This is a genomic window from Providencia sp. PROV150, from assembly GCF_028481025.1.
Classification (GTDB): domain Bacteria; phylum Pseudomonadota; class Gammaproteobacteria; order Enterobacterales; family Enterobacteriaceae; genus Providencia; species Providencia hangzhouensis.
Genome location: NZ_JAMPPJ010000029.1, coordinates 90275 through 114592, shown reverse-complemented (window position 1 = coordinate 114592; position 24318 = coordinate 90275). Strand labels below are relative to the sequence as shown.

Annotated in this window: 21 protein-coding genes and 2 tRNA genes; 13 read left to right on the top strand and 10 right to left on the bottom strand. The window is 38.4% G+C overall.

Annotation, left to right across the window (positions count from 1 at the left end):
* Nucleotides 1-1115 precede the first annotated feature (1115 nt).
* The 4 genes from idi to PSE83_RS18170 form a co-directional block, all read right to left on the bottom strand.
* The gene (idi, locus tag PSE83_RS18185; RefSeq protein WP_004905791.1) at nt 1116-1631 is read right to left on the bottom strand and encodes an isopentenyl-diphosphate Delta-isomerase; all 516 of its coding nucleotides are present in this window, start codon (nt 1629-1631) and stop codon (nt 1116-1118) included.
* Nucleotides 1632-1774: 143 nt separating this feature from the next.
* Nucleotides 1775-2431, bottom strand: a complete 657-nt coding sequence (gene narL, locus PSE83_RS18180; RefSeq protein WP_004905790.1) for a two-component system response regulator NarL — start codon at nt 2429-2431, stop codon at nt 1775-1777.
* Nucleotides 2432-2450: 19 nt separating this feature from the next.
* Nucleotides 2451-4208 carry a nitrate/nitrite two-component system sensor histidine kinase NarX gene (narX, locus tag PSE83_RS18175; protein WP_036958572.1) on the bottom strand — a complete coding sequence of 586 codons (1758 nt, stop codon included), beginning with the start codon at nt 4206-4208 and terminating at the stop codon, nt 2451-2453.
* 372 nt (nt 4209-4580) lie between these two features.
* Entirely contained in the window at nt 4581-5495 is a 915-nt protein-coding gene (locus tag PSE83_RS18170; protein WP_004905788.1) for a DUF808 domain-containing protein, read from the bottom strand.
* A gap of 292 nt (nt 5496-5787) precedes the next feature.
* Between PSE83_RS18170 and PSE83_RS18165 the strand changes: the two genes are divergently transcribed.
* Entirely contained in the window at nt 5788-6774 is a 987-nt protein-coding gene (locus tag PSE83_RS18165) for a glycosyltransferase (RefSeq protein ID WP_096865187.1), read from the top strand.
* Between the two features lie 44 nt (nt 6775-6818).
* Here PSE83_RS18165 and uriH read toward each other — a convergent pair whose 3' ends face one another.
* Nucleotides 6819-7763, bottom strand: a complete 945-nt coding sequence (gene uriH, locus PSE83_RS18160) for a uridine-preferring nucleoside hydrolase UriH (RefSeq protein ID WP_094962712.1) — start codon at nt 7761-7763, stop codon at nt 6819-6821.
* Between the two features lie 264 nt (nt 7764-8027).
* Between uriH and PSE83_RS18155 the strand changes: the two genes are divergently transcribed.
* The 4 genes from PSE83_RS18155 to PSE83_RS18140 all read left to right on the top strand — a co-directional run bounded on the left by PSE83_RS18155 (nt 8028) and on the right by PSE83_RS18140 (nt 12355).
* A complete protein-coding gene (locus PSE83_RS18155; protein ID WP_004905785.1) occupies nt 8028-8771 on the top strand; it encodes a helix-turn-helix transcriptional regulator in 744 nt (247 codons plus the stop codon).
* 338 nt (nt 8772-9109) lie between these two features.
* Nucleotides 9110-10414, top strand: coding sequence for an NAD(P)/FAD-dependent oxidoreductase (locus PSE83_RS18150; RefSeq protein WP_004905784.1), 1305 nt, complete (start codon nt 9110-9112; stop codon nt 10412-10414).
* Between the two features lie 50 nt (nt 10415-10464).
* Nucleotides 10465-10833 carry a cupin domain-containing protein gene (locus PSE83_RS18145; protein WP_004905783.1) on the top strand — a complete coding sequence of 123 codons (369 nt, stop codon included), beginning with the start codon at nt 10465-10467 and terminating at the stop codon, nt 10831-10833.
* 28 nt (nt 10834-10861) lie between these two features.
* Nucleotides 10862-12355 carry an aldehyde dehydrogenase family protein gene (locus PSE83_RS18140; RefSeq protein WP_094962714.1) on the top strand — a complete coding sequence of 498 codons (1494 nt, stop codon included), beginning with the start codon at nt 10862-10864 and terminating at the stop codon, nt 12353-12355.
* Between the two features lie 162 nt (nt 12356-12517).
* On the opposite strand, the gene PSE83_RS18135 is transcribed toward PSE83_RS18140, so the two are convergent.
* Nucleotides 12518-13183, bottom strand: coding sequence for a helix-turn-helix domain-containing protein (locus PSE83_RS18135; RefSeq protein WP_272661013.1), 666 nt, complete (start codon nt 13181-13183; stop codon nt 12518-12520).
* 397 nt (nt 13184-13580) lie between these two features.
* Here PSE83_RS18135 and PSE83_RS18130 point away from each other — a divergent pair, with 397 nt between their 5' ends.
* The 6 genes from PSE83_RS18130 (at nt 13581) to PSE83_RS18105 (ending at nt 20017) form a co-directional block, all read left to right on the top strand.
* Nucleotides 13581-15071 (top strand): APC family permease, encoded by a 1491-nt coding sequence (locus PSE83_RS18130; protein WP_004905776.1) that lies wholly within the window; start codon nt 13581-13583, stop codon nt 15069-15071.
* Nucleotides 15046-15660 carry a DUF3156 family protein gene (locus PSE83_RS18125; RefSeq protein ID WP_228677488.1) on the top strand — a complete coding sequence of 205 codons (615 nt, stop codon included), beginning with the start codon at nt 15046-15048 and terminating at the stop codon, nt 15658-15660. Before PSE83_RS18130 ends, PSE83_RS18125 begins: the two co-directional genes overlap by 26 nt.
* Before the next feature lie 58 nt (nt 15661-15718).
* Nucleotides 15719-17287, top strand: a complete 1569-nt coding sequence (locus tag PSE83_RS18120; RefSeq protein ID WP_232729374.1) for an alpha/beta hydrolase-fold protein — start codon at nt 15719-15721, stop codon at nt 17285-17287.
* 181 nt (nt 17288-17468) lie between these two features.
* Nucleotides 17469-18908: an alkaline phosphatase gene (gene phoA / locus PSE83_RS18115; protein ID WP_004905768.1), complete on the top strand. Its 1440-nt coding sequence runs from the start codon at nt 17469-17471 to the stop codon at nt 18906-18908.
* A 207-nt stretch (nt 18909-19115) separates the two neighbouring features.
* Nucleotides 19116-19646: a GNAT family N-acetyltransferase gene (locus PSE83_RS18110; RefSeq protein ID WP_036958570.1), complete on the top strand. Its 531-nt coding sequence runs from the start codon at nt 19116-19118 to the stop codon at nt 19644-19646.
* A 116-nt stretch (nt 19647-19762) separates the two neighbouring features.
* Nucleotides 19763-20017: a DUF1435 family protein gene (locus PSE83_RS18105; protein WP_004905763.1), complete on the top strand. Its 255-nt coding sequence runs from the start codon at nt 19763-19765 to the stop codon at nt 20015-20017.
* A 194-nt stretch (nt 20018-20211) separates the two neighbouring features.
* Here the strand turns inward: PSE83_RS18105 and PSE83_RS18100 are convergent.
* The 3 genes from PSE83_RS18100 to rsmC form a co-directional block, all read right to left on the bottom strand.
* A tRNA-Leu gene (locus PSE83_RS18100) sits at nt 20212-20297 on the bottom strand.
* A gap of 47 nt (nt 20298-20344) precedes the next feature.
* A tRNA-Leu gene (locus tag PSE83_RS18095) sits at nt 20345-20430 on the bottom strand.
* 195 nt (nt 20431-20625) lie between these two features.
* Nucleotides 20626-21639, bottom strand: coding sequence for a 16S rRNA (guanine(1207)-N(2))-methyltransferase RsmC (rsmC, locus tag PSE83_RS18090; RefSeq protein WP_004905761.1), 1014 nt, complete (start codon nt 21637-21639; stop codon nt 20626-20628).
* A gap of 134 nt (nt 21640-21773) precedes the next feature.
* Here rsmC and PSE83_RS18085 point away from each other — a divergent pair, with 134 nt between their 5' ends.
* The gene (locus tag PSE83_RS18085) at nt 21774-22184 is read left to right on the top strand and encodes a DNA polymerase III subunit psi (protein ID WP_036958569.1); all 411 of its coding nucleotides are present in this window, start codon (nt 21774-21776) and stop codon (nt 22182-22184) included.
* Nucleotides 22153-22605, top strand: coding sequence for a ribosomal protein S18-alanine N-acetyltransferase (rimI, locus tag PSE83_RS18080; RefSeq protein ID WP_004905758.1), 453 nt, complete (start codon nt 22153-22155; stop codon nt 22603-22605). The genes PSE83_RS18085 and rimI overlap by 32 nt, the downstream gene beginning before the upstream one ends.
* 87 nt (nt 22606-22692) lie before the next feature.
* Here rimI and PSE83_RS18075 read toward each other — a convergent pair whose 3' ends face one another.
* Nucleotides 22693-24252: a BCCT family transporter gene (locus PSE83_RS18075; RefSeq protein WP_004905756.1), complete on the bottom strand. Its 1560-nt coding sequence runs from the start codon at nt 24250-24252 to the stop codon at nt 22693-22695.
* Between the last annotated feature and the right edge of the window lie 66 nt (nt 24253-24318).

The following is a 24318-nucleotide window of genomic DNA, read 5'->3' as shown; positions in this document are numbered from 1 at the left end:
CATGGTGATACGGTGATGAATGACATCCCTTGAATCAAAGAAGTCAGTAACAACTCACTTGTTGAAGGAGACGATGGCTGTTGGTGAGGGTGGGATAACAGGGGTTAGGAGAAGTAATGGAGGGGGAGCGGTTGTATTGGTGCGCTGAATGGATATTGTGAATACAAAGTAGTGAGTAATAGCTCACTAGTGATGGGGAGTTGGACGTTTAAATACATAGCATTCATTGTATACCATAGAATAGGTAATTTATTGCTAATGTATAGAGATAGGGAATGTTTTTAGAAGATATAAAGTAGTGAGTAACGGCTCACTAGTGATGGGAGCTGGACGTTTAAATACATAGCATTGTATACCATAGAATAGGTAATTTATTGCTAATGTATAGAGATGGGGAATGTTTTTAGTAGATATAAAGTAGTGAGTAACAGCTCACTAGTGACGGGGAGTTGGACGTTTAAATACATAGCATTGTATACCATAGAATAGGTAATTTATTGCTAATGTATAGAGATGGGGAATGTTTTTAGTAGATATAAAGTAGTGAGTAACAACTCACTTGTTATGGTAATTAAAAATATATTTGGTAATTTAGATATATCTGGTAAAAGAATCAAAAATATAGAGATCAAGGTTGTAGTGAATTTTATATGATTACTTATTATAGAAATAGGGTGATATAATGAAAGTTTACTGATAAATAGAATGTATTTTATGAATTAAATGGAGGGGTAATATTTTTTATTGAGGATAGTGAAACATTGAACATTGAACATTGAACATTGAACATTAAACATTAAACATTAAACATTAAACATTAAACATTAAACATTAAACATTAAACATTAAACATTAAACATTAAACATTAAACATTAAACATTAAACATTAAACATTGAACATTAAACATTTAATGTTTAATATTAAAAATTCATTATGCTTCTACCCTGAAATTAAACTAGAACTATTATTAATTAATGATTTAAGAATGATTAATTAAATTATTCTTCGTCTGTAATGTGTTTTTTATAATATTTCTAGGTTTAGATAAATATTTTTATAATTAAAATGCAAGGTGAGAAAATTAAGTTATAAATAAAATGTGATAAAATACATTTATTTGAAATCTGATAAAGGAAATTCTTCTAATATTTTTTTAAACCACGGTGTGAAAATTTCAGGATTAAGAAGGATCTCTTGTTTTAATTGAGTAAGATTTACCCACCTTATAGATGAGACTTCTTCTCTATTTGGTTGGATATTCTTGTTATAATGTCCAATAAAGATATGGTCATACTCATGTTCAATTAATCCTCCCTGAACATCAGCTTTATAAATTAAGGAACCTATATGCGTTAATGGAGTGGCAAAGCCTAGCTCCTCTTGAAGTCTACGTTCAGCGGCTTTCTGAGTATCTTCATTAGGTTTAGGATGGCTACAGCAAGAATTTGCCCATTGCCCAGCTGAATGATATTTATGAAGAGCTCTCTGTTGAATCAGTAGCTCGTTTTGCTCATTAAAAATAAATACTGAAAATGCTCGGTGAAGATGACCGAGTTGATGCGCCAATAATTTAGGCATAACACCAATAGGTTCATCATGTTCATTTACTAAAATTAATTCATCTTCCATTTATATTATTTTCCTTCATAAAAATGATTTCAGTAGTTTAGTATAATTAAAAATATAAGTTTGCATATTAGAGCTATTTACTAATGAATATAATTATTTTTTACTCGCAGCTATCATAAGGTTATATAGCTGCGAGTATAAAATTATTTTTGTTGTAAAACCCAAACTGCAGCTTCGACCCTTGATTTTAAATTGAGTTTTTTAAGTAAATGTTTAACATGTACTTTTACTGTGCTTTCTGCAATATCTAGTTTACGAGCTATCATTTTATTTGATAAACCCTGAGAGATCAGTTCTAAAATATCGGCTTCTCTTGGTGTCAATGAAGCAATATTATTGTCATCCTGTGTGGTGTTATCTCTTAGTGATTCAGCAAGTACAGATGCTAATGTTGGGCTGACAACTAACTTACCGCTTGCTGCTTCTTTAAGGGCTACGATAAGCTCTTCAGGCTCCATATCTTTTAGTAAATAACCATCGGCACCTCTTTTTAGTGCATTGACTAAATCATCACTATAGTTAGAAACGGTAAAAAGAATAATTCTACCTGACAACTCTCGCTTCCTGAGTTCATCGAGAGTTTCAAAACCATTCATACCTGGCATGTTGAGATCCAGTAAGATAAGGTCAGGATCTTGCTCTTCAGCGATTTGGATACCTGTTTTACCATCTCCCGCCTCACCGATAACTTGTAATGAAGGTTCCAAACTAATCAATTGTTTGACTCCATTTCTTAGCATCGGATGATCATCAATAAGTAGAATGGTTGATTTTTCGTTCACTATATTTGTATTTTCCATAGATGATTTTTCCGGTATGTTAAGCGTCAGATAAAGGGAAGGTAACTTTTACCTCTGTTCCACCTTGAGGCCTAGGTGTAATACAACAGTTGCCATTAAGGCTTAATGCTCTTTCTCTCATAATAATAAGCCCATAATGATTAAGTTTATCAGTATTTGACGTGATCCCTGTACCATCGTCAGTAATTGTAATAGTCACAATACCATCATACTGGTTTAATGAAACCTCAGCCCATTTTGCATTAGCATGTTTTAAAATATTGGTTAATGCTTCTCGGACTATTTGTATAATATGAATAGATTGATGCGGTGAAATACTTTTTGCGGGTAGGTCGTAATTTAAGTCTATTTTATACCCCATACGTTCGCTAAATTCATTAATGGTACTTTCTAATGAGGGAAGCAGACCTGGTTCCGTTAGTTTAAGCCTAAATGTGGTTAATAGCTCTCTCAATTGACTATATGCGGTATTAATCTCGCTACGCATTTCCGTTAACAACTGTTGTGGCTTTTCTGGTAATGGATCAGGTTGTAATTGCAGGTAACTAATTTGCATCTTCAAGCAAGATAGAGACTGGGCGATAGAGTCATGAAGTTCTCTGGCAATAGCAGAACGTTCATCCATGATAAGCAACTGTTGCTGTTGTTCTATTTGGTGTTCCATTGCTAACATGCCAGAAATTTGTTTTGCTAAAACAGAAACGAGATTGTTTTGTTCATCTGAAAGTATTTGATTATCTTCAATCTCACCAATAATAATGCCATAACGATGCATATTGTCTGATAAATCCCATTGCAAGCTAAGAGGTTTCTCGGTTGTGACTTGTTGTTTTAGTTGCTTTGTATTTGCTTCAGATAATCCGGTTGAATGGCAGCATATTTCATGAAAATATGCTTCATTGCTTTCTTCATACAACCGTAAACTCAGATTTTTGAGTATGGTAATGTTTTCTAGTTCAATAAGAACTTTTTGTAATCGCAAGTAGAGGGGATCCGAGGAATGAAGGATTTGGTTTGATTGATATAAATAAGATAACACCTTATTTTTTGTGATTAAGTCTGCAGTTTTTTCTGCGACTCTTTCTTCAAGCTGATGATAACTTAGCGCTAATTCATCTGACATCTGGTTCAGAGTTTCTCCTAGCGCATTTAATTCATCTTGCCTATTATTTTTAGGGTAGCGTTGGCTAAAATCTTTTCGTCCAATTGCATTGACCATTGATAATAATTTAACCCATGGGTAATAAATTTTTCTTCTCAGGTGCCAGATAGTTCCCATCAGTAATAAGAATACTAAACTGATAAAAATCAGTTGTGTCATGGCAACATAAGCAATCTTTCTTTCCGTTTTCTCATCAATGTTATGAACTAATTCATCTAGTTTACTTACAAATGATATAACTTCGTATCTTGCATCGTTAGGTGCATTTGCTTCCATTAATGAGGGCTTTAAGATATGTAACCAATAATTGTAGAGTTCATCAAATTGAGGCGTTAAATTTTCGATCTTTACAACTTGAGTCAGCTCTGGGCTGATGAGGTCAGATTCTAATGCATCGAGATAACGCTGATTCTGGGTATTTAAAGGGACTAGAGAAAGCAATCTGTAGCTCTGCATTCGTAGTGAACCAGATTTATTTATTGCATGAGCGTTACCCTGCACACTTAAAATCATTCGATTGGAAATCGTCATCCCAATAATTCCTAAGATCGCAATAAGTAGCATAAGGCCGATCACTTGGTTAATAATTGAAAATCGACGATACAGTGTGGGCATGTGTCACTTCCTTAAAGAGTAGCGCTAGCGAACTTAAAATGCATATTTCTCGTATTGTTCATAAAGGGTCGAATATTAAATATACTACTTTGGTAGTAATTTTCTGGATCTATAACGATATAGATAATAAAAAATAAAATTTTTCTTTAAGTTTTATGCTTTTATTTATTGATATATAAGATTAAATTTGGTTTGACTGGAAATAGGTTTACGTATTATAGCGTAAATTAAAGATGAGTTTCTTTTGATTTAGATCAGTTTAAATATTGAAGTAAATCAATATGTAAAATAATATACATCGAAAGTGTCTTTGATAATCATATCAATGATAGAAAGAGAGGCAGCCCTAATTGATAGAGCTACCTTTTTGTTTTAAGCTTTTTTTAATTTTTTGAATAGTGAGATTATCGCAACAAGGATTAGACCTGTTACTAGCCCAAAAAATAAATTAATTATAGTTGGTAAGATAAACTGCATAGTACTGCCAATGATAGGCGTTAAGGTTGCTGTAAAGGATATTTCGGTGATCCATTCTGAAATATAGCTGATACCGTGGGTTAGAATACCACCACCGACCATAAACATCGCGGCAGTCCCTACAACAGATAATGTTTTCATCAGATAAGGAGTGGCATAAATTAATGAATTACCACATTTTTTTAATAAAGAAGAGGTTTTCTTCTGTAAATAAAAGCCTAAGTCATCTAATTTGACAATCCCTGCAACTAAGCCATATACACCGATAGTCATTACGATAGCAATGATAGAGAGTACGGCCACTTGGTTGATAAAAGTGGTAGAGGAAACAATACCTAGTGTGATGGCAATAATTTCGGCTGATAAAACAAAATCAGTACGAATAGCCCCTTTAATTTTTTTACTTTCAAATTCCTTAAGTTGTTCTTCTGATAACTGTAATTGATTTTGGGAAACAGTATCTTTTACGTTAGAATGCAAGAGCTTATGAGTTATTTTTTCTGCGCCTTCAAAACAAAGGTAGGCTCCACCAATCATAAGTAGTGGTGTGATAGCCCAAGGAAGAAAGGCACTGATTAATAACGCTAAAGGAACAAGTATTAATTTATTAATAAATGACCCTTTAGCAACGGACCAAACAACAGGAATCTCTCTATCTGCACGAACACCTGTGACTTGCTGGGCGTTTAGCGCGAGGTCATCACCTAAAACCCCAGAGGTTTTTTTGGCAGCCATTTTCGTCATGACGGAAACATCGTCTAGTACAGCGGCAATATCATCAAGTAATGTGAGTAAGCTACTTCCAGCCACAAGGGTATCCTCAATATTTTTTAAGGTGTCATTAATGTTTATTAGGTCAGTTAATGGATAATTAGTTCACTACAACATAAACCATATGTACAAATAAGATAATTCCACTGCAACTGATAAGTCTGAATTTTGAATTATTAAATTTTTATGACAGTGGAACCAATATGGTTTTTTCTTTTCTAACTTATTAATTTTAGTAAAGTAACATATTGCTATCTGCTATTTTACTTTATATTCGGTTTAATTATTTAGTTTATAAATAAATTTTAATAGATAGGTATAGGGTTAATACATGTCTTCTCAGCCAGTTTTGAGTATTGTCGTTGCTGTATATAATGGTGAAAAATTTTTACCTCAGTTTTTTGATAGCTTAATTGCGCAAAAGTTAGAAAATTGGGAGCTGATCGTTGTAAATGACGGCTCTAAAGATAAAAGTGAAGATATCATTAAGTCTTATGCAGATAAATTTGTACATTTGAAAGTGCTTTATCAAGAAAACCAAGGTGTCTCAGTTGCTCGTAATACGGGGATGGCTGAGGCTACGGGAAAATACATTACATTTCCTGATATTGATGATGAAATTAGCCCACAAATGTATGGGCGTTTATTAGAAATCGCATTATCAAATGACCTCGATGTTGCAACTTGTAATGGGACTTATGTTTATACTAATGGCGATGCTCCAAAGGCAATTTTCCCACCGAATAAAGTCCCGTCAACTGGGGTGATTTCAGGCCCTGAGTGGCTTGAAATTGGCTTAAGTTCACGCAAGTTTTTGCATGTAACTTGGCTGAATTTATATCGTTTAGACATGTTGCGCCAACACAAATTTTTCTTTGAGCCCAAATTACATCACCAAGACATTCCTTGGACAACAGAAGTGTTGCTCGTAGCAAAGCGCGTGCAATTTATTAATGAACAATACTATCGATATTTAATCCATAACCAATCTGTTTCACACTCATTGAGTGGTGATGAGCGCTCAGTCCGTAAGATAAAAACCTATTTGAAGATTATTGATATGCTGTTAAATATTTACCAGCGTTATCCTGAACAAGTTAAGCAAGCCCCTGCTTGTTTATGGCAGGTAGGAAAGGAAGGCTTAGGGGTGATTCAAGCGCTATTAGCTATCAAATCACCAGATGTACAGAAGGAAATGGTACAACTATTTTTTGATAAGGGTTATTGGCAAATTGTGTGGGCGCATGCAACTACAGTAAAATTAAAATGGCGATTAATTAGACGTTACACAAAACTAAAAGAAATTATCAAATCATAATTTACTGAAAAGGTAGCTATTTTTATAGGCTACCTTTTTTGTTTCTATTTTGCTAATTGCTTTAGAGAAGCAATAAACATATCCCATAACTTTGGGTTATCTAACTTTGTAGCGACTTGTGTGTGGCAATCTGCTTTAGCGGGGTGGCGAAAGTCAGTCACCGTCATACCCGTTGTTAAAGCACCTTGCAGTTCGATATCAATCGGAGCTTTAATCGTTTCCATTATGGATGGGTCGATAACATAAGCAACAGCACATAGGTCGTGGACAGGGGCATGGTTAGTATAGCCATTACGTCTGCGGTAACCTGCAGTGTAGTAATTTAGGGATTCAACAACAAAATCACTTACAGGTGTGTTTAACGCTGCAATTGTTTCCATTATTTGGTCGTCTGGCCTTGCTTGATGTGTAAGATCTAACCCAATCATAGTGATAGGCCAAGTTTCATTAAACACAATATGAGCAGCCTCAGGGTCTATAAGGATATTGAATTCAGCGACTGCAGTTCGATTGCCTGTATGGTAGCCTCCTCCCATTAAAACAACTTCTTTTACTAATTCTACAATTTCAGGTGCTTTTCTCACTGCCAAAGCAATATTTGTTAGCCCCCCAATAGGAACGAGAGTAATTGTTTTAGGCGGATGTGATTTGAGTGTATCAATAATTAGGTCAACAGCATGGCGCTGATCAATAGGGAGCTTGGGGTCGGGGAGATGAGTACCGTCAAGGCCTGTTGTACCATGAACTTCTGGCGCAGTCTGTATTGTTCTCACTAGTGGCCTAGAGCAACCTGCGGCGATAGGGATATCATTTGCACTAACGAATTCCATAATTGCGCGTGCGTTATGAGTAACTTTATCTAATGTTTGGTTTCCGACGACTGTAGTTACCGCAAGTAACTCTATATTTGAATTGCCTAATGCTAAGAAAATTGCCATTGCATCATCGTGGCCGGGGTCACAATCGATAATAATTTTATTGTTAGACATTATTTCTCCATTTATTAGGTTATTTACGTTTAATTGACATAATATATGGATATATTTATTTTTATGTGATGTAAGTTCTATTTTTATGAATACTAATGTAATGAAATTATTCATTAGGGTTACTAATGGAGAGTGATGTGATTAACATATTAATAACAATCGTGTTGAGTTTATAAAGATAATGTGTTCTTTATGTAGTTTTAAGCAATATAAATGAAACCGCCCAGATGGTTTTATTAACGACTTAATGATTGAGGAGGCAGAATGGAGAACTATCTAGAAAGATTACCTGATGTTATTGATTCTGTTGCAACTAATCAGTTTTATCCTAATTTATTATCATGGTTGTCTTCACTTATTGCATTCGATAATGCGATTGTTTACTCCTTTGAAAAAGGAGCTCCACCTCGATTTCTTTCCAAAGTAGAGCGCCGTAATAGCGATAGTATTAACAGAATCTATCAACGAGGTGCTTATTTAATGGACCCATTCTACCAAGAAATCCAAAAAGGCGGGGCTTCTAAAGTATTAACACTAAAAGAACTCGCACCTAAAGGATTTTATCATACGGACTATTATCTCAATTTTTATCGTAAAACAGGGTGGTGCGATGAGGCAGGGTTGCTGTTAGATATTTCAACTAATAGGCAGTTAGGTATTTTTTTTGGTAATGAAGATAGGCCTTTTTTCTCGGAAAAATATACGCAAGCGCCACTTAAAGATGCCTTCGATATCATTCGTAGCATGGTCAAACTTCATAAAGATGTTTCTCCTTCTTCGGTGTCGAATCACTACCAAAATACAGACATGCAAACACGATTTGGGTTAACACCGAGAGAGTGTGAAGTTGTCGAATTAATCTTAGCGGGCAAAGGTTCACCACAAATTGCACAGGCACTTTTCATTAGTTTAGGGACAGTGAAAAATCACCGTAAGAATATCTATCAAAAATTAAGTATTAATTCACAGGTTGAATTATTTAACTTATTAATGAATAGGTTAAGCTAAGTATAATGTGTTTTTATATTTATTTTAACCTAATGATTTAAAAGTGTTTTATGGCTATTATCTTTTTTATTGCTGCGTTATTTTTTTGTTTTTGTCTAGATGATCTTAATAAACTAAAATTCAATTAATAATCATCATTATTAATATGGTAATGGTTATATAACTAATTGTTTATAATCTTATATTTTTTGATTTTATAAATTTTATTATTATTTAAATATTCTACTTGCATCACAATTGTTAACTTTATGTTTCGAATATCCCTAAAGGGATATGTAATTGTTAATGTAAGGTTAAGATAATCAGGTTATCGAAAGATACTAAACAGGGTATCCATAATGAATAACCAAGTAGAATCATTGACTTACTATGCTGCGACTAAGAAATATGACTTACGTTTTCCTACATTAAAGGAAGATCTTGATGTTGACGTCGTGATTATTGGTGGCGGCTTTTCTGGGATCCATACCGCACTTGAGTTGTGTGAGAAAGGGATTACCAATATCGCTATTTTGGAAGGACGGCATCTTGGCTACGGTGGCTCAGGGCGTAATGGCGGCCAAGTGATGGCGGGTATTGGTCATGATATCGATGCAATTAAAAAATATGTCGGGCCAGAGGGTTTAGAAACAATTTTTAAACTCAGTAATATGGGCGCAGGGATCATGCGTGATCGCATCGCTAAATATGATATTGATGCAGACTTTTGCCGTGGTTATGCATACTTAGGAAGCAATAAGCGCCAAGAAAAGACTTTGCGTAGTTGGCTAAAAGATTTCAAGTCTGTCGATCCTGAGGAAGAAATTGAGTTTTACAGTGGCTCAGAACTAAAACAGATTATTGGTTCTGATGCTTATACCTGTGGTATCAAACACATGGGCGGTGGGCATGTACATTCATTGAACTTATTGTTAGGTGAAGCGAAAGCGGTTAGTGAAATATATGGCGCTAAAATATTTGAGAATAGCCAAGTATTAAATGTTGAGTATGGTAATACCATCAAGGTTAGAACTGCGATGGGAACGGTCAAAGCACAAAAAATGCTGTGGGCTTGTGATTCATTTTTAAATGGCCTTGAGCCGACGATCTACCCTAAGACCATTAATACTTATGCATATCAATTAATGACGGAAGAGCTGCCTGATGAATTGATCGAGCAAATTAGCCCAATCCGTGGAGCTTATAGTGATATTCGTCCAGTTATTGATTACTACCGAGTGACGAATGAAAATCGCCTATTATTCGGCAGTTCAACGCATTTTCTTGAATACATTCCATCTGACCTTAAAGCATGGAATCGTAACCTAATGCTAAAAGTCTTTCCCTATCTCAAAGATGTCAAAATTGAATTAGCTTGGGGTGGACCAATGGCATGTAGTGCAAATTTATTTCCACAAATTGGCTCATTACCACAACATAAAAATGTGTTTTATGCGCAGGGCTATTCAGGTTTTGGTGTTACGCCTAGCCAGATTGTGTGCAAAGTCCTGGCTGAAGGGATGGTAGAAGGTTCTCATCGTTATGACTTAATGAGTTCTATCCCGCACGCCAATATTATTGGTAAAGATAGCATGCGTAATGTGATTGTTTCACTGGCAAAAATAATGCATCAAACATCCGGTTATTGGCAAGGTCGCCGTTAATTCGTTATCCGCCTAACTAGTTTATTTAAATCGATTAAAGGTAAAAAATTATGATTAGTCCATTACTGTTAAACAAACCACTGCCAGAACTATTAAATATTGGTAGCGTGACAAATTTAGGTTCTGTGGTTGTTGAAGGCGATCCTCAAGCGAGTGTTGCGATGATCCACGGTGAACCAACGGATAATCTAACCTGTGGTATTTTTGCTTGCACTAAAGGTAAGTTCAAAATGGTGTATCCATTTGATGAAATGGCGACAGTCCATGAAGGTTCGGTGAAGTTAACGGATGTGAAAACCGGTGTGACGGTTGAATACCATAAAGGTGATACATGGTTTGCTGCGAAAGGTACCGAAGTTTTATGGGAAATTGATGTACCACGCTTCGTAAAACATTACCTAGCTTGTGTAAATGCCTAATTAGTTTCTATTGAGTGGAGTGATAACAATGAGTGAGTTAACCCTATTACCAGAAGTCAGCGAGTTCTTGAAGCGTCAACACGGCCATTTTATCAACGGGTTACCGGTTTCTGGCAAGGGCGATACTTTTTTTGATGTTGTTAACCCTGCCACTGAACAGGTTATTGCTAAAGTAAAAGAAGGGACTTTAGCAGAAGTTGATGCCGCAATGGATGCGGCTCATACCGCATTTAAAGGGGTTTGGGCAAATACCACACCAATGGAAAGAGGGAATTGCTTAAACCGCCTTGCTGACCTACTTGAAAAACACCTTGAAGAATTAGCCCAGCTAGAGACGTTATGTTCAGGTAAAACCATTCAATTATCTCGTTTTCTTGAAGTGGGCTCATCTGCCCAGTTCTTGCGTTATTTTGCCGGTTGGGCGACAAAAATCAGTGGAGAGACATTGAATGTCTCATTGCCTTCTTTTAATGGTGAGAAATATTCTGCATTTACTCAGCGTGAACCCGTTGGCGTTGTCGCCGGTATCATTCCTTGGAATTTTTCGATCATGATTTCCATTTGGAAATTAGCTGCCGCTTTAACATGCGGTTGCACGATTGTGTTGAAACCAAGTGAATTTACCCCGCTAACTATGCTAAGGGTGGTGGAATTAGCAAAAGAGGCAGGGGTACCTGACGGTGTAATTAATATCGTGAATGGTGGTGGTCGTGAAGTTGGACCTGCACTGATTCATCATCCACTTTGTTCTAAAGTGACATTTACGGGTTCAGTACCAACAGGTCTGGCGGTAGGGCGCTCAGCGATGGAAGGTAAATTAACCCGAGTCACACTTGAACTTGGTGGGAAAAACGGCGCTGCATTCTTAGCTGACCTACCGGTTGAAAAAATTGTTAATGGGATTATTGAAGCGGGATATCTAAATCAAGGACAAATTTGTGCGGCTGCTGAGCGGTTCTATATTCCCTCTAAATTGATGGATGAAGTACTAGCAGAACTAAAAACGCGTTTGTCTGCGATGAAAGTGGGTTCTCCATTAGATGAAACAACCGAAATGGGGCCGTTGGCAAATAAAGCGCATTATGAAAAAATCTTAGGTCTGTTTGAAAAAGCTCGCCAAGATGGCAGTGAAATTATTTATGGTGGTCAGCCCATTGCAGGTGCTGGGTATTTTGTGCCTCCAACCATTATTCGTGCTAATAGCCCAAATGATGTATTGATGAAAGAGGAAACATTTGGGCCAATAGGGACTTTCTTAAGCTACGATGATGAAGAAGAACTTATTGAGATGATGAATAGCACTCCATTTGGTTTAGCTGCGAGTTTATGGACAAATGATCTCAGTAAAGCGATGCGTATGATTTCGCGCATTGAAGCGGGAACCGTATGGGTGAATATGCATACCTTCCTTGACCCAGCAGTCCCATTTGGTGGTGTTAAATCATCGGGTATTGGCCGTGAATTTGGTAGTGCCTTTATTGAGTATTACACAGAGTTAAAATCTGTCATGGTGCGTTATTAGTGTTCGATTTATATTTAATTAATCAACATTTCCCGGCCATCGTGCCGGTTTTTTTGTATTTAAATACAGGAAAAGTAAAAGCGTGAGTTATGAAGAAGGTGGATAATGATTTCTTGTCGAGAAAGCGATGAAAATAGATGCCGTAGGTGGTCGTTAAACAAATTAGAGCTTTTCTTGGCGAATGATAAACCCTGATGATACAAGCTCGGTTCGGTTTGTCACATTCGCTTTAGTGAAGATATTGCGTAAGTGAGTCTTCACTGTTGATAGCGAAACCCCCAGTAATAATGCAATTCGCTTATTGCTCGCGCCTTCTCGTACTAAATGGATAATTTCTTGTTCTTTGGGGGTATAAGCCACTAAGGAATCAGGTAGTACATCAAATGTCATCAGCTCAGCGACAGGTAAAATAGTATTTAATCGCATGATTTCTTGTTGGCTAAATGGGCTGTCTCGCAGCACCGAAATCCCCGCAATAATTTTATTTTTACGGCGAATAAATATTTCTGCCATATCAGCCATGTTATTTGGCTGCATAAAATCATGGAAAAAAGCCTGATTTTGCTGGCGTATTTCAGAATCCATTCTCACTAAGCGTAAGTCATCACTGCGAAAATGGTCAGGGTGCAAAGGGTCTAATTGGTGAAAATAAGTGAGATATTCTTCGTGCATTTTTGCTGAGATCCCATGAAGAACGTAGTTATCTGGCTGGCAATGATCATTCACGAGGTAATACACCAATGCGGAAACCGGAATAATATGAGCAATGGTATTTAGGCAGCAATCAATTAATGTTTGTTGATGAGGCTCGAATAATGGTGAAGTCATCATATTCCCTTGCGTATTAATCGAATTATTATCATGCCTCTTAATGCGGTTAACATAAAATAAACATATTAATAACGTGAAGTTGATAACAGTATTTAAAACTGATGAAAACCCCATAAATATTGATTTGGTGCTTTTTGGTATCTTTAGGGAGTTGTTTATTAATATATTAATGAGTAATTTATTTGCTATATATTGATATTACTTTGATTATTTTTTTTGCCCTTCAAAATATGGGTACTTTTCGCGAGTTGTATTTTATTTCCCCTCTCTCTAGGTATCGTTCTTTAGGACGATAGCAGCTTGTTTAGGCTTATTTCTATAGTGGATATGTAGTTACTTTGTTTTTACAAAAAATTCACATTTATGGCTGAGTAGAGAGTGAGAGGGATGTAAAATGAATTTATCCTCAAAATTGTCGACACATTTAGAAAAAGGGAAAGTTGGCTTTCCGACTACATTGGCGAGTTCTGCCGGCTTGATTATGGCTAGCCCCGTTATTTTAACCGTTACGAGTGGATTCGGTATTGGTGGTGATACATTCGCCCTAGCGGTGTTATTCAGCTTCATTATGATGCAAGCTCAGCTAACCACATTTTCGGAGGCTGCGGCTATTCTACCAACTTCAGGGTCGGTATATGACTATATATCGTGTGGAATGGGGCGTTTTTGGGCGATAACTGGCGCACTTTCGGCTTATTTGATTGTGCATGTGTTTGCAGGAACTGCCGAAACGATCCTTTCAGGAATTATGGCGCTCGTTAACTTTGAGCATCTCAATACTGTCCTAGAGACCAGTAATTCATCTTGGATGGTCGGCGTGGGATTAGTTGTCACGTTTGGGATTTTAAATGCATTTGGTATTGAGGCCTTTGGTAAGGTCGAGGTTGTACTGACATTCGCCATGTGGTCTACGTTAGTGATTTTTAGTGTGAGCGGTTTGATGTTGCCGTTTCATGTCGATATGGACGGCTGGTTTGGTCAGCCACTCAATACGGATCCAACGCTCATCCTTAGTTTTGTGGGGATGGCAATGTTTATGTTTGTTGGTTGTGAACTTGTTACTCCAATGGCGCCTGAAATTAAAAATTCTGCCAAGGTGATCCCTCGCGCGATGACCACGGGTTTATTCTGCGTCGCACTCTGTATGGTGTTATTCGGTGCAGCTCTAGCGAACCAAGTGGAAAATGTGGTCGTTGACCCACAAACAGGCACACGCTTACTTGAAACACCGATGGCAATCCCTGCATTCGCCGAAATTGTCATGGGTGAGTTTGGGAAGTATTGGATAGGTGTCGCATTATTATTGGCTGGTGGAGCAACCATTAATACGTTAATGGCAGCGGTTCCTCGTATTCTTTATGGAATGGCGCTTGATGGGGCATTGCCACGTATTTTTGCTTATTTGCATCCGCGTTTCAAAACCCCGGTATTCGGTATTTTAGTCGCTGTGATGATCCCATGTTTGCACGCTTTTGCTATTCAAGGTGACCTTGACCGTATCATTCCATTGGTACTGGCGGCAGTGTGTTCTTGGGGGACGGCTTACTTGTTGGTAACGATTTCAGTGGTGTTATTGCGCATTCGTCGACCTGACTTACATCGTGCCTATCGTTCGCCTTTTTTCCCTATACCGCAAATTATTTCGAGTGTCGGAATTATTTTAGCTATTGTGTATATCACTCCTCCTGGCATGAATGAGTCGGATGTCTATATTCCCTTTGCCATTATGTTAGGTTTAACAGCAGGATATGCATTAATTTGGACTGTTTTCGTACAGAAAGTTAACCCATTTAAACCTGTAGATGTTGAATCCGTTTTATCGAATTCCTTTACTGATGAAGAAATGGAAGGAGGCCAACTTGAGCCATTACGTAACCTCGCCTAAACCATCTTTGTGGGAAAGAATCGGTAAGCTCACTCAGCAACGTTTGCCTGCCGGATATCAAACAGGATTGACACTTAACCGTGTTGAAAAGGACATGGCGCCTTATCCATGTGAGTGGGGAGCACCCGGAGTGCTCCTTGTACAGCCTCAGCCTGAGCTAACCATTGAGGTAACTGAGCGACCAAGAAAATTGTTTCTCGCTTTTATCGTATATAGCCGCTTTGCCGTATCTGGCCAGTGTACTAATGATATCAATGCAACAATTGAAGTAAAAACCCGTGGGAGTATAAAGAAAAAACATATCCATTTCGTATCGAAACAAATGGATGGTCATAAAGTTATCGAGTGGTTGAATGAATATCCCGTTATTCGGCAAACATTAGAAGAGCTGGAATTTAATCATTGCAAGATAGAGTTTAGCAGTGGCCGTTGGCGTTGTGAAATAGAGCCTTATACGGCATCAGAAATGGTGAGCCGCATCCCAGCGACTCGTCGTTATTTGAGATTAATACAAAAACAACGTTATTATTTATTGAGTGCGCTGCAGTTAATTAACCAACTGATGGAAAAACGTGCTGTGAGCCATTGAGTTTAAAAGAGTTTTTTGATAGTAATAATTATTATCAATTGACTTGCTGGAATTTGATGTGAAATCTTTGCCTCTTTTAGGTTGTATGTTGTTGTCATCTGCTGCAATGGCAACGCATTCTGACTGCATACGTTTATCTGAGCTTTCCTTTGCTGAAGGGGTGCATGATAGCGAAGGTCATAGTTGCTTATCTTTTGAAGTATCACAGCAAGATTTTATAAAACAACGTGGTGAAGGTCTTTCCAAGGTCCTGTTATTGGATTCCAATAAGCAGCCAGTGCGTGCATTGCAAGAGTATGGTTCAGTACAAGAGCCCCATAGCGCAGATTATGTAGTATCAGAAAATGGGGTTTATTATCTAGCGTTGAATGGTGAGCCGGGTAAACCTTGGCAATTAAAGTTTGACATCAGCCAGTATCAGCCTTTAGCCATTAAAAAAGATAATGAACCTATTAGCCCGATGCTACAAAGTTTGCTTGATGAACATTATCAAAATGGTGATACAAGCGCATTTTGGCAAGCTGTCGCCGCGCAAGGAACCCCCCTGGTTGAGGCGTTTTCAAATCGACAAAAACGCGTGACATTTCTTTGGCGTGGCGCGAAAGCAAATGCCTATATTCTAGGGGCGCCGTCAGGTAATCACGAAAGAATGGCCCACTTGGCGGGAACGGATATTTGGTATCGTTCTTTTATCATTCCTAATGATACGTTATCACAATATAAAATTGCACCGGATATACCTTCTGTGCCTGAGGGCGGCTTTGCTCAACGTAAAGCGATTTTAGTCACAGCGCAGTCTGATCCTTATAATTCTCATGTTATTCCTTCGCAACGCGTAGATAAATATAACCGTTTTTCGTTGTTATCATTGGTACCGAACATACGCCAATGTCACTTCCCTGATGTAGAAAACAGGCAGATTAAAGGCCGTTTAGAGACATTTACGTTGACGAGCCAGGTATTAAAAAACGAAAGAAAAATAACGGTTTATCAGCCTAATATACCAATGGAAGCTCCGGCGCTATTGGTGTTATTAGATGGACAAATTTACCTGAAAGACTATCAGATGGAGAAATTTTTTGATAAGTGGATAAATCAGGGGAATTTTCCTGCTATGAATATTGTATTTGTGGATAGCATCAATTCAGCGCGTCGTGGTGATGAGCTTCCTCCTAATGATGCCTTTCCTAAGTTGCTGGCGGATGAACTTATGCCCCAACTCGCGGAAATGGGAATTCAAGCACCTGCAAGCCATACGATTATTGCGGGTTCCAGTTATGGAGGGCTTGGGGCGACATGGAATGCGTTACAGCATCCTGAAATTTTCGGTAATGTCATTAGCATGTCAGGATCTTATTGGTGGGCTCCGAAGGATAAAGACCCTGAATGGTTGATTCGTGAAATCGAAATGATGCCAACACAACCGATCCGTTTTTTCCTTGAGGCTGGCCTTTTTGAACAACGTGGTAGTTGGGGGGGAATTATTCAAAACCACTACCGGTTATTCGATGTTCTAAAACATAAAGGTTATCAAGTTGATGCCATTGAACTCCCTAGCGGGCACGACTATGTTTCTTGGTGTGAAACGCTTTATGAGGGAACAAACCAACTTGCGTCACAATGGTAAATAGCCCTAACGCTCATTCACAAAAAGCAGCTTACATTTAGCTGCTTTTTTACATTTATGACTAACGTCTTCATTTCGCCATAAAAGCGTCATTCAACTGTCATCTAGCTCCTTTAGCATGCCTTTCATTATTTGAAATATACATCTTCTCTTTTCATTATTGATTGGCAAGGAAACAGTTATGACTGGTAATTTTATGAAATCCCTTTTAGCTGTCACGGTAAGTACTTTAATTTTGGGGAGTACAGTCCCTGCCTACGCGGCTGATAAAAATGATGCGGTGTCAGAAAATCGTGCAGCGCAAGGTGATATCACCAAATTTGGTGGTGCGCGTCGTTTAGCGACAGAGCAAACTGATATCATGAAAGCCGCACTTCACAATGGCCAAGCCAAAAATGTGATTTTATTTATTGGTGATGGTATGGGTGACTCTGAGATTACTGTTGCTCGTAACTATGCAGAAGGCGCTTCAGGGTTCTTTAAAGGTATCGATGCCTTGCCAATCACAGGCCAATATACCCATTATGCGTTAGATAAAAAAACACAAAAACCCGACTATGTAACTGACTCTGCGGCGTCTGCCACCGCGTGGTCTTCCGGTGTGAAAACCTACAATGGTGCATTAGGGATTGATGTATTTGGTAATGATCATGAAACATTAATTGAGATAGCTAAACGTAATGGTAAAGCGACGGGTAACGTCACAACTTCCGAGATTCAAGATGCAACGCCTGCCGCGCAATTTTCGCATGTGAGTGCGCGTAAATGTTATGGCCCTGAGGAAACAACAGAAAAATGTGCGGCTAACGCGCTAGAAAATGGCGGTCGTGGTTCAATTTCAGAACAACTGTTGGTAACTCGTCCTGATGTCACGCTTGGTGGTGGCGCTAAGAGCTTCAAACAAGAAGCAAAGGCGGGTGACTACAAAGGCAAAACTCTGGAACAACAGGCTATTGAGCGTGGGTACAATATTGTGCGTGATGCTAAAACATTAGATAGCATCAAAGTCGCAAATCAAGATAAACCCGTTCTGGGATTATTCCATGATGGTAACATGACCGTTGCATGGGAAGGCCCGAAAGCGGTTCACTACGGTAATATCAACAATGCGCCATTGGAATGTAAACCGAATGCGAAGTTAGACCCTAATGCACCAACATTGGCTCAAATGACGAAAAAAGCGATTGAGCTGTTAGAAGTCAACCCAAATGGTTTCTTCTTGCAGGTTGAAAGTGCCTCTATCGATAAGCAAGACCATAAAGCAAACCCATGTGGCCAAATTGGTGAAACTGTTGCTCTCGACCAAGCTGTACAAGTCGGCTTAGATTTCGCTAAAAAACATGGTGATACATTAGTTATCGTGACTGCTGACCATTCACATTCAAGCCAAATTATTCCAGAAGGAACAAAATCAACGGGCTTAACGCAAGCGTTGATTACTAAAGACGGCTCTGTGATGGTGGTAAATTACGGTAACTCTGAAGAAGATGATTCTCAAGAGCACACCGGTGCTCAGTTACGTGTGGCGGCTTATGGCCCACATGCGGCAAATGTAATGGGTCTAACTGACCAAACTGATTTGTTCTTTACCATGCGCGATGCAATGGGATTGAAGCAATAAACCAACCCTGTAGTGAAAATTCTCCGCAATAGGATGTTGCGGGGGATTTTTTTATTTTCTAGTATATTTTCTCCTTATTTTTCAACCGTTCCTCAATAAACTTACTAAATATTTGCACTTCTTTTTTTATCCGTTATCTTGAGAAATTGAATCATCTGATAACTATAAATGTGCTTCTTCATAGGCACAAATAATGAGAATGGCATAATGAGAGAAGTTCGCGAACTACAACGAGATGAAATCCCATCTGTTTGGTCTATCGACCGCACTGAATTAATTGAAAACCTTTATCTGTATCAAAATGGCGAATTGGTGCTATCCAAACAACGGTTTGATATGAAAGGTTGGCCAGAAGGCGAACCTGAAGCCTATACCCCTCATTTGTTGGAAAGTTACGACCTAGGGGCGATATTTCTTGGGGTTTTTGAGCAGGGCAAGTTAATTGCTGCCGCAAGTTTAGATAATGTGTGGCGCGGTGAGCAAAAAAATTTACTGCAATTATCTTTCCTGCATGTGAGCCACTCGTACCGTGGCCAAGGTTTAGCAGGGATGTTATTCCAACAATGCGCTGAAATGGCGATGCAAAAAGGGGCAAAGGGCTTATATATTTCTGCGACGCCTTCAGAAAATACAGTGCATTTTTATCAACACCTAGGCTGCACCTTAATTGCACAACCTGATCCTGAATTATTTGCATTAGAGCCCGAAGATATTCATTTTATTTATCTATTTTCGTAAGTTTTTATTTTGTAAAATAAATGTTAATTTATAGGGGTGGAATAAAAAAGCATTGAAATTTACTAAAAACTAGATATGATTGATAATCATTATCATTTAAGAGTGTTGAGGTCACTATGCCAACTAGCATATCAAAAACCACAGGTTTAAAGCGTATAGGCGCTGGCCTTTGGGGAGTCTTTGCTGTGATATTGTTGAGCATTGCTTATGTACTCAATAATATGGGCTTAGATAATCTAAAAATCATTATGATTATCATGATGGTAGCAACTGCAGGGATGTTATTTAATCGCGGTTCTCGTCGTTTATTGATTATCCCAGCTGTGATTTCACTTGCATGTTTTATGATGGCCTTTGTACTACAAAGGTAGCTCTATAATCTAATTAATAATTAAATAGAACAGAAGAAAGTGGTATCGAAAGATATTGATAATTGAATGGTATTCAATATAACGGTTTATTCAAATGATTTACTATTGTCTTATAGTAAATAGTCAGATAAGGCAGCGTTAGCATTACAGAGAAGGTCAAAAGGGCAAGACGTTATAAAAAAATGACTGACCAGTGGTGCGAAAGGGGGGACTTGAACCCCCACGTCCGAAGGACACTAACACCTGAAGCTAGCGCGTCTACCAATTCCGCCACCCTCGCAATACTGTCACATCAATACTACATTATTGTGATTTATCCAAAGTTAGTGGTGCGAAAGGGGGGACTTGAACCCCCACGTCCATAGGACACTAACACCTGAAGCTAGCGCGTCTACCAATTCCGCCACCCTCGCAATACCTAACTAAACTTTGATTCATCAATGCTTTTAACCAGCAATAATGTGGTGCGGATTTTAGGCTAATTTCGACGAACGTCAATAATTTTTTTATGTAGTATTTTTGATTGATGAAAAAATGGCCGGTGAGGGTTCACCCGCCATTAAGTCGTATGAAAAATTGTGCTTTAGTTTAATTCATTCGCGAATAAATTAACGCTTAACAGCTTGGTAAACTTTGAATTTTCCCGTTTTGGCAAGTACTTCATGGCTACCAAATGCTTTATCGAGTAAATCAGGGTACGGTAAGAAAGCATTCGCGACGATCCGCAAATGGCCACCTTTTTTCAGGTATTTAGGGGCTTGGTAAATCATATTTTCAACCGCACGATAACTGGTGTTTAGGCCATCATGGAATGGAGGGTTAGAAATAATCCAATCGAATTTATCGTTAATATCTGAGTAAGCATCACTTGCGATGATTTCGCCAGCCAGTTTGTTTGCCTCAAGAGTGGATGCAGCGGAATCTAGCGCAGACGCACTCACATCACTTAAGGTGAGTTTTAGCTCTGGATTTTGCGAGCCGAGAACTGCGGCGATCACCCCATTACCACAAGCGAGATCAAGCAGATCGCCGCTCATTGGATCAGTTAGCGTTGATAACAGTAGATCACTACCGATATCAAGCTCATTATGGCTAAATACCCCTGGTAGTGCGTTAATTCTAACATTATCAATCTGATAATGACGCCACCAGCGAGCAATATCAAAGGTTGTCGGTTGTTCTAATTCACCATAGTACAAGCCACAGCGGCGTGCTGAGTCAATTTTTTGTAAGCTAGCGATCCCTTCCATAATGGATTCGGCGCTTTTAACACCACTACGGTTTTCACCAACGATAAAAATTTGGCTACCCGCAGCGAGGTGAGTACAGAGGTCATCGAGTTGGAAACAGGCTTCTTGCTTGTTTTTTTGCCAAAAATAAATGAGAGTATCGCAAGGCTGGATAAATTCCGCGGGTGTTGTGGCAGAGAATAACGCCATATCGCCCATTAACGGTTGTAAGCGTTGCCAGTGATGATACTGGTTGGTGATGACACGAACACTAGCTGCTTCTAAGGTTGCAGCGAGCTCATCCTGAATGTCACCAGCCAAAATGACATGACGATCTGTAAAATGTTCGAGATGGCGTTGAATAACTTCGCTGGCAGGTGTCAGTAATGACATATTCTGTCAATCTCCTAAAATAATAAAAAAACCGATGACCATCTTACCAAAGATAAGAGAAATAGCATTGCTCTGTTGGCGCTATTAATCCCCTTTGATAAGATGTGGTTGTAAAATTGCGACTGGAAAATCAAATGACACGACGTGACAGGCTTTTAGAACAAATGGGGATCACTCAATGGATGGTGAGAAATCCTGCCGTGTTACGTGGTGAACGTGGTGTAAGGATCCCAGCGTCGACTAAGCTTATTATTATTACTGATGAGAACCTTGATTTAAATAGCCAATTGCTAAAAGATATTTTTCTTTCCATGAATATTGCACAGGACGATGTGGTTTGTGTCAATTCAGAGCAATTAGGTTTAATCCCAACACCAATAATAACACCATGTTGGGTATTAGGTGATGAAATCCAGCCTGAAGGTTCAAAAGTCATGTTTACTTCACCTGTTTTGTCTGAGCTAAGTACAAGCTATAGCGCTAAACGGGCACTATGGAAACAAATTTATCAATATGATGAAAATTTCAACACTAAAGCAATCTGATCTCGCAACCGCCTACTTAATTGAGAAGTTAAGCCATGATTTTCCATGGACTGAGCGAGTTTTTTATGGGAACCAAGGGGAAAAGTACCATAACATAAAAATATCCGTTAATAATCAGATTATTGGTTATGCAATAACACAGTGTGTTCTTGATGAAGCGACCTTGTTTAATATTGCCATACACCCTGATTACCAAGGGAAAGGGTATGGCCGCTTGTTGATAGAACAGCTTATCGAAGAACTTGTAAAGAAAGGCATTCTCACGTTATGGCTAGAAGTGAGGGAATCAAATGCATCTGCTTTGCATCTATACGATAAGCTAGGTTTTCACCAAGTGACGGTACGTAAAGATTACTACCCTGCTAAAAAAGGCCGAGAAGATGCTTTAGTACTTGCTTTGACTCTATTTTCTGATGAATAAATTTAAGTAACGAATAATTTATTATTAATATAATTAAAACCCCAATATGTGTCATAACATATTGGGGTTTTGTGCTTTTATGGACGACTATTTTTCAATTTCAGGAAGAATAGGTTTATTAATTAGTTGGATATTATCTTTTAACTCTTTTTTTGCTGCAGCTTGTGCGTTAACTTCTTCATTGAGGCCTTTATATGTGGAATAACACATAATTAGCATCATGATGGATAACGGTACAGCCATGGCGACCAGTGCAGATTGCAAACCAGATAATCCGCCGGTCATAATTAGTACGATCGCGATTGCTGCAATAATGACACCCCAAATGGTTTTAGTGACATGAGACGGATTTGGGTTCCCATTTTCACTGACCATTCCCAGTACAAATACCGCCGAGTTAGCTGATGTGATAAAGAAAATCAGTACCAAGGCAATAGCTAAGACACTAATAAATGTCGATGCAGGGAAATAATCTAAGAACTTAAACAGTGCAGATGTGACATCGTTTTTTACAGCATCTGCTAGTGCGGTTTGCCCTAAGTTTTGAATTAAATGGATGGCAGAACCGCCCATAACTGCAAACCATGCAAAAGCACTTAATACAGGAATAAATACTGCGCCAATCATAAATTCTTTGATTGTTCTTCCTTTTGAAATACGAGCCACAAAGCTGCCAACTAACGGTGCCCATGCTATCCACCAACCAAAGTAAAACAGTGTCCAGTTAGCAATCCAAGTACCGTCATTATAGGGTTCAGTACGAAATGACATACTGACAAAATTTTGGACGTAATCACCAATACCTTGGAATAAAACTTTTAAGATAGTTTGGGTTGGGCCAGATAGAAAGATAAATGCCATTAATCCGAGAGCAAGTATGATATTTAAGTTTGATAGGTGTTTTATTGCCCCTTGTAACCCGGAAATCGTCGAAGCAATATAAACAACAGTAATAATAGCAATCAAACCAATTTGTACATAAATACTAATGGGCAATCCCCATAAGTAATTCATACCACTGTTAACTTGTAGTGTACCAAAGCCTAATGATGTGGCGATACCAATGACGACGGATAACATCACCAATATATTGATCCATTTCCCGACAGAGCCGTAGATCCGATCCCCAATCAATGGATAGAAAACAGAGCTGAGTGAAGATGGTAGTTTTTTTCTAAATTGGAAATAGCCTAAAGCTACACCGACAAGCGCATAACAGGCCCATGCAGAAACACCCCAATGCAGATAGACATATTGCATGGCTGCTTTAGCAGACTGTTCTGTTGAACCTTGGCCAATCGGCGGGCTGATATAATAGGAAACAGGCTCTGCTACCCCCCAGAACATCAAACTTATACCAATTGAGGCACTGAATAACATCGCAATCCAAGTGACTGTACGGTATTCCGGTTTGTCATTGTCATCGCCAAGGCGTATGTGACCAAATTTGGAAAAACCAAGAAACATACAGAAGCTGAAAAAGATAAAAACGGAACCTAGAATAAACCAACCTAGATTGTTATAGATAAAACTTAAGGCGGAATTTGAAAAAGCTTCCAGCTTATCAGGAATAAATGCACCAAAACTGATTAACGCTAGGCTAAAAGCTAGCGACACGTAAAATACGGATTTTTTGTGATTCATCATACCTCTTCTCCAGTTGCTCACTTATTTTTCTTTTATGAGAGTTGGCTTGCAGGGAATACTCGTTGT

What these genes read in the sequence shown, in the direction of transcription:
- idi (WP_004905791.1), bottom strand. Translation starts at nt 1,631, where the DNA reads ATGGAAGATGAATTAATTTTAGTAAATGAACATGATGAACCTATTGGT.
- narL (WP_004905790.1), bottom strand. Translation starts at nt 2,431, where the DNA reads ATGGAAAATACAAATATAGTGAACGAAAAATCAACCATTCTACTTATT.
- narX (WP_036958572.1), bottom strand. Translation starts at nt 4,208, where the DNA reads ATGCCCACACTGTATCGTCGATTTTCAATTATTAACCAAGTGATCGGC.
- PSE83_RS18165 (WP_096865187.1), top strand. Translation starts at nt 5,788, where the DNA reads ATGTCTTCTCAGCCAGTTTTGAGTATTGTCGTTGCTGTATATAATGGT.
- uriH (WP_094962712.1), bottom strand. Translation starts at nt 7,763, where the DNA reads ATGTCTAACAATAAAATTATTATCGATTGTGACCCCGGCCACGATGAT.
- PSE83_RS18155 (WP_004905785.1), top strand. Translation starts at nt 8,028, where the DNA reads ATGGAGAACTATCTAGAAAGATTACCTGATGTTATTGATTCTGTTGCA.
- PSE83_RS18150 (WP_004905784.1), top strand. Translation starts at nt 9,110, where the DNA reads ATGAATAACCAAGTAGAATCATTGACTTACTATGCTGCGACTAAGAAA.
- PSE83_RS18145 (WP_004905783.1), top strand. Translation starts at nt 10,465, where the DNA reads ATGATTAGTCCATTACTGTTAAACAAACCACTGCCAGAACTATTAAAT.
- PSE83_RS18140 (WP_094962714.1), top strand. Translation starts at nt 10,862, where the DNA reads ATGAGTGAGTTAACCCTATTACCAGAAGTCAGCGAGTTCTTGAAGCGT.
- PSE83_RS18135 (WP_272661013.1), bottom strand. Translation starts at nt 13,183, where the DNA reads ATGACTTCACCATTATTCGAGCCTCATCAACAAACATTAATTGATTGC.
- PSE83_RS18130 (WP_004905776.1), top strand. Translation starts at nt 13,581, where the DNA reads ATGAATTTATCCTCAAAATTGTCGACACATTTAGAAAAAGGGAAAGTT.
- phoA (WP_004905768.1), top strand. Translation starts at nt 17,469, where the DNA reads ATGACTGGTAATTTTATGAAATCCCTTTTAGCTGTCACGGTAAGTACT.
- PSE83_RS18110 (WP_036958570.1), top strand. Translation starts at nt 19,116, where the DNA reads ATGAGAGAAGTTCGCGAACTACAACGAGATGAAATCCCATCTGTTTGG.
- PSE83_RS18105 (WP_004905763.1), top strand. Translation starts at nt 19,763, where the DNA reads ATGCCAACTAGCATATCAAAAACCACAGGTTTAAAGCGTATAGGCGCT.
- rsmC (WP_004905761.1), bottom strand. Translation starts at nt 21,639, where the DNA reads ATGTCATTACTGACACCTGCCAGCGAAGTTATTCAACGCCATCTCGAA.
- PSE83_RS18085 (WP_036958569.1), top strand. Translation starts at nt 21,774, where the DNA reads ATGACACGACGTGACAGGCTTTTAGAACAAATGGGGATCACTCAATGG.
- rimI (WP_004905758.1), top strand. Translation starts at nt 22,153, where the DNA reads ATGATGAAAATTTCAACACTAAAGCAATCTGATCTCGCAACCGCCTAC.
- PSE83_RS18075 (WP_004905756.1), bottom strand. Translation starts at nt 24,252, where the DNA reads ATGATGAATCACAAAAAATCCGTATTTTACGTGTCGCTAGCTTTTAGC.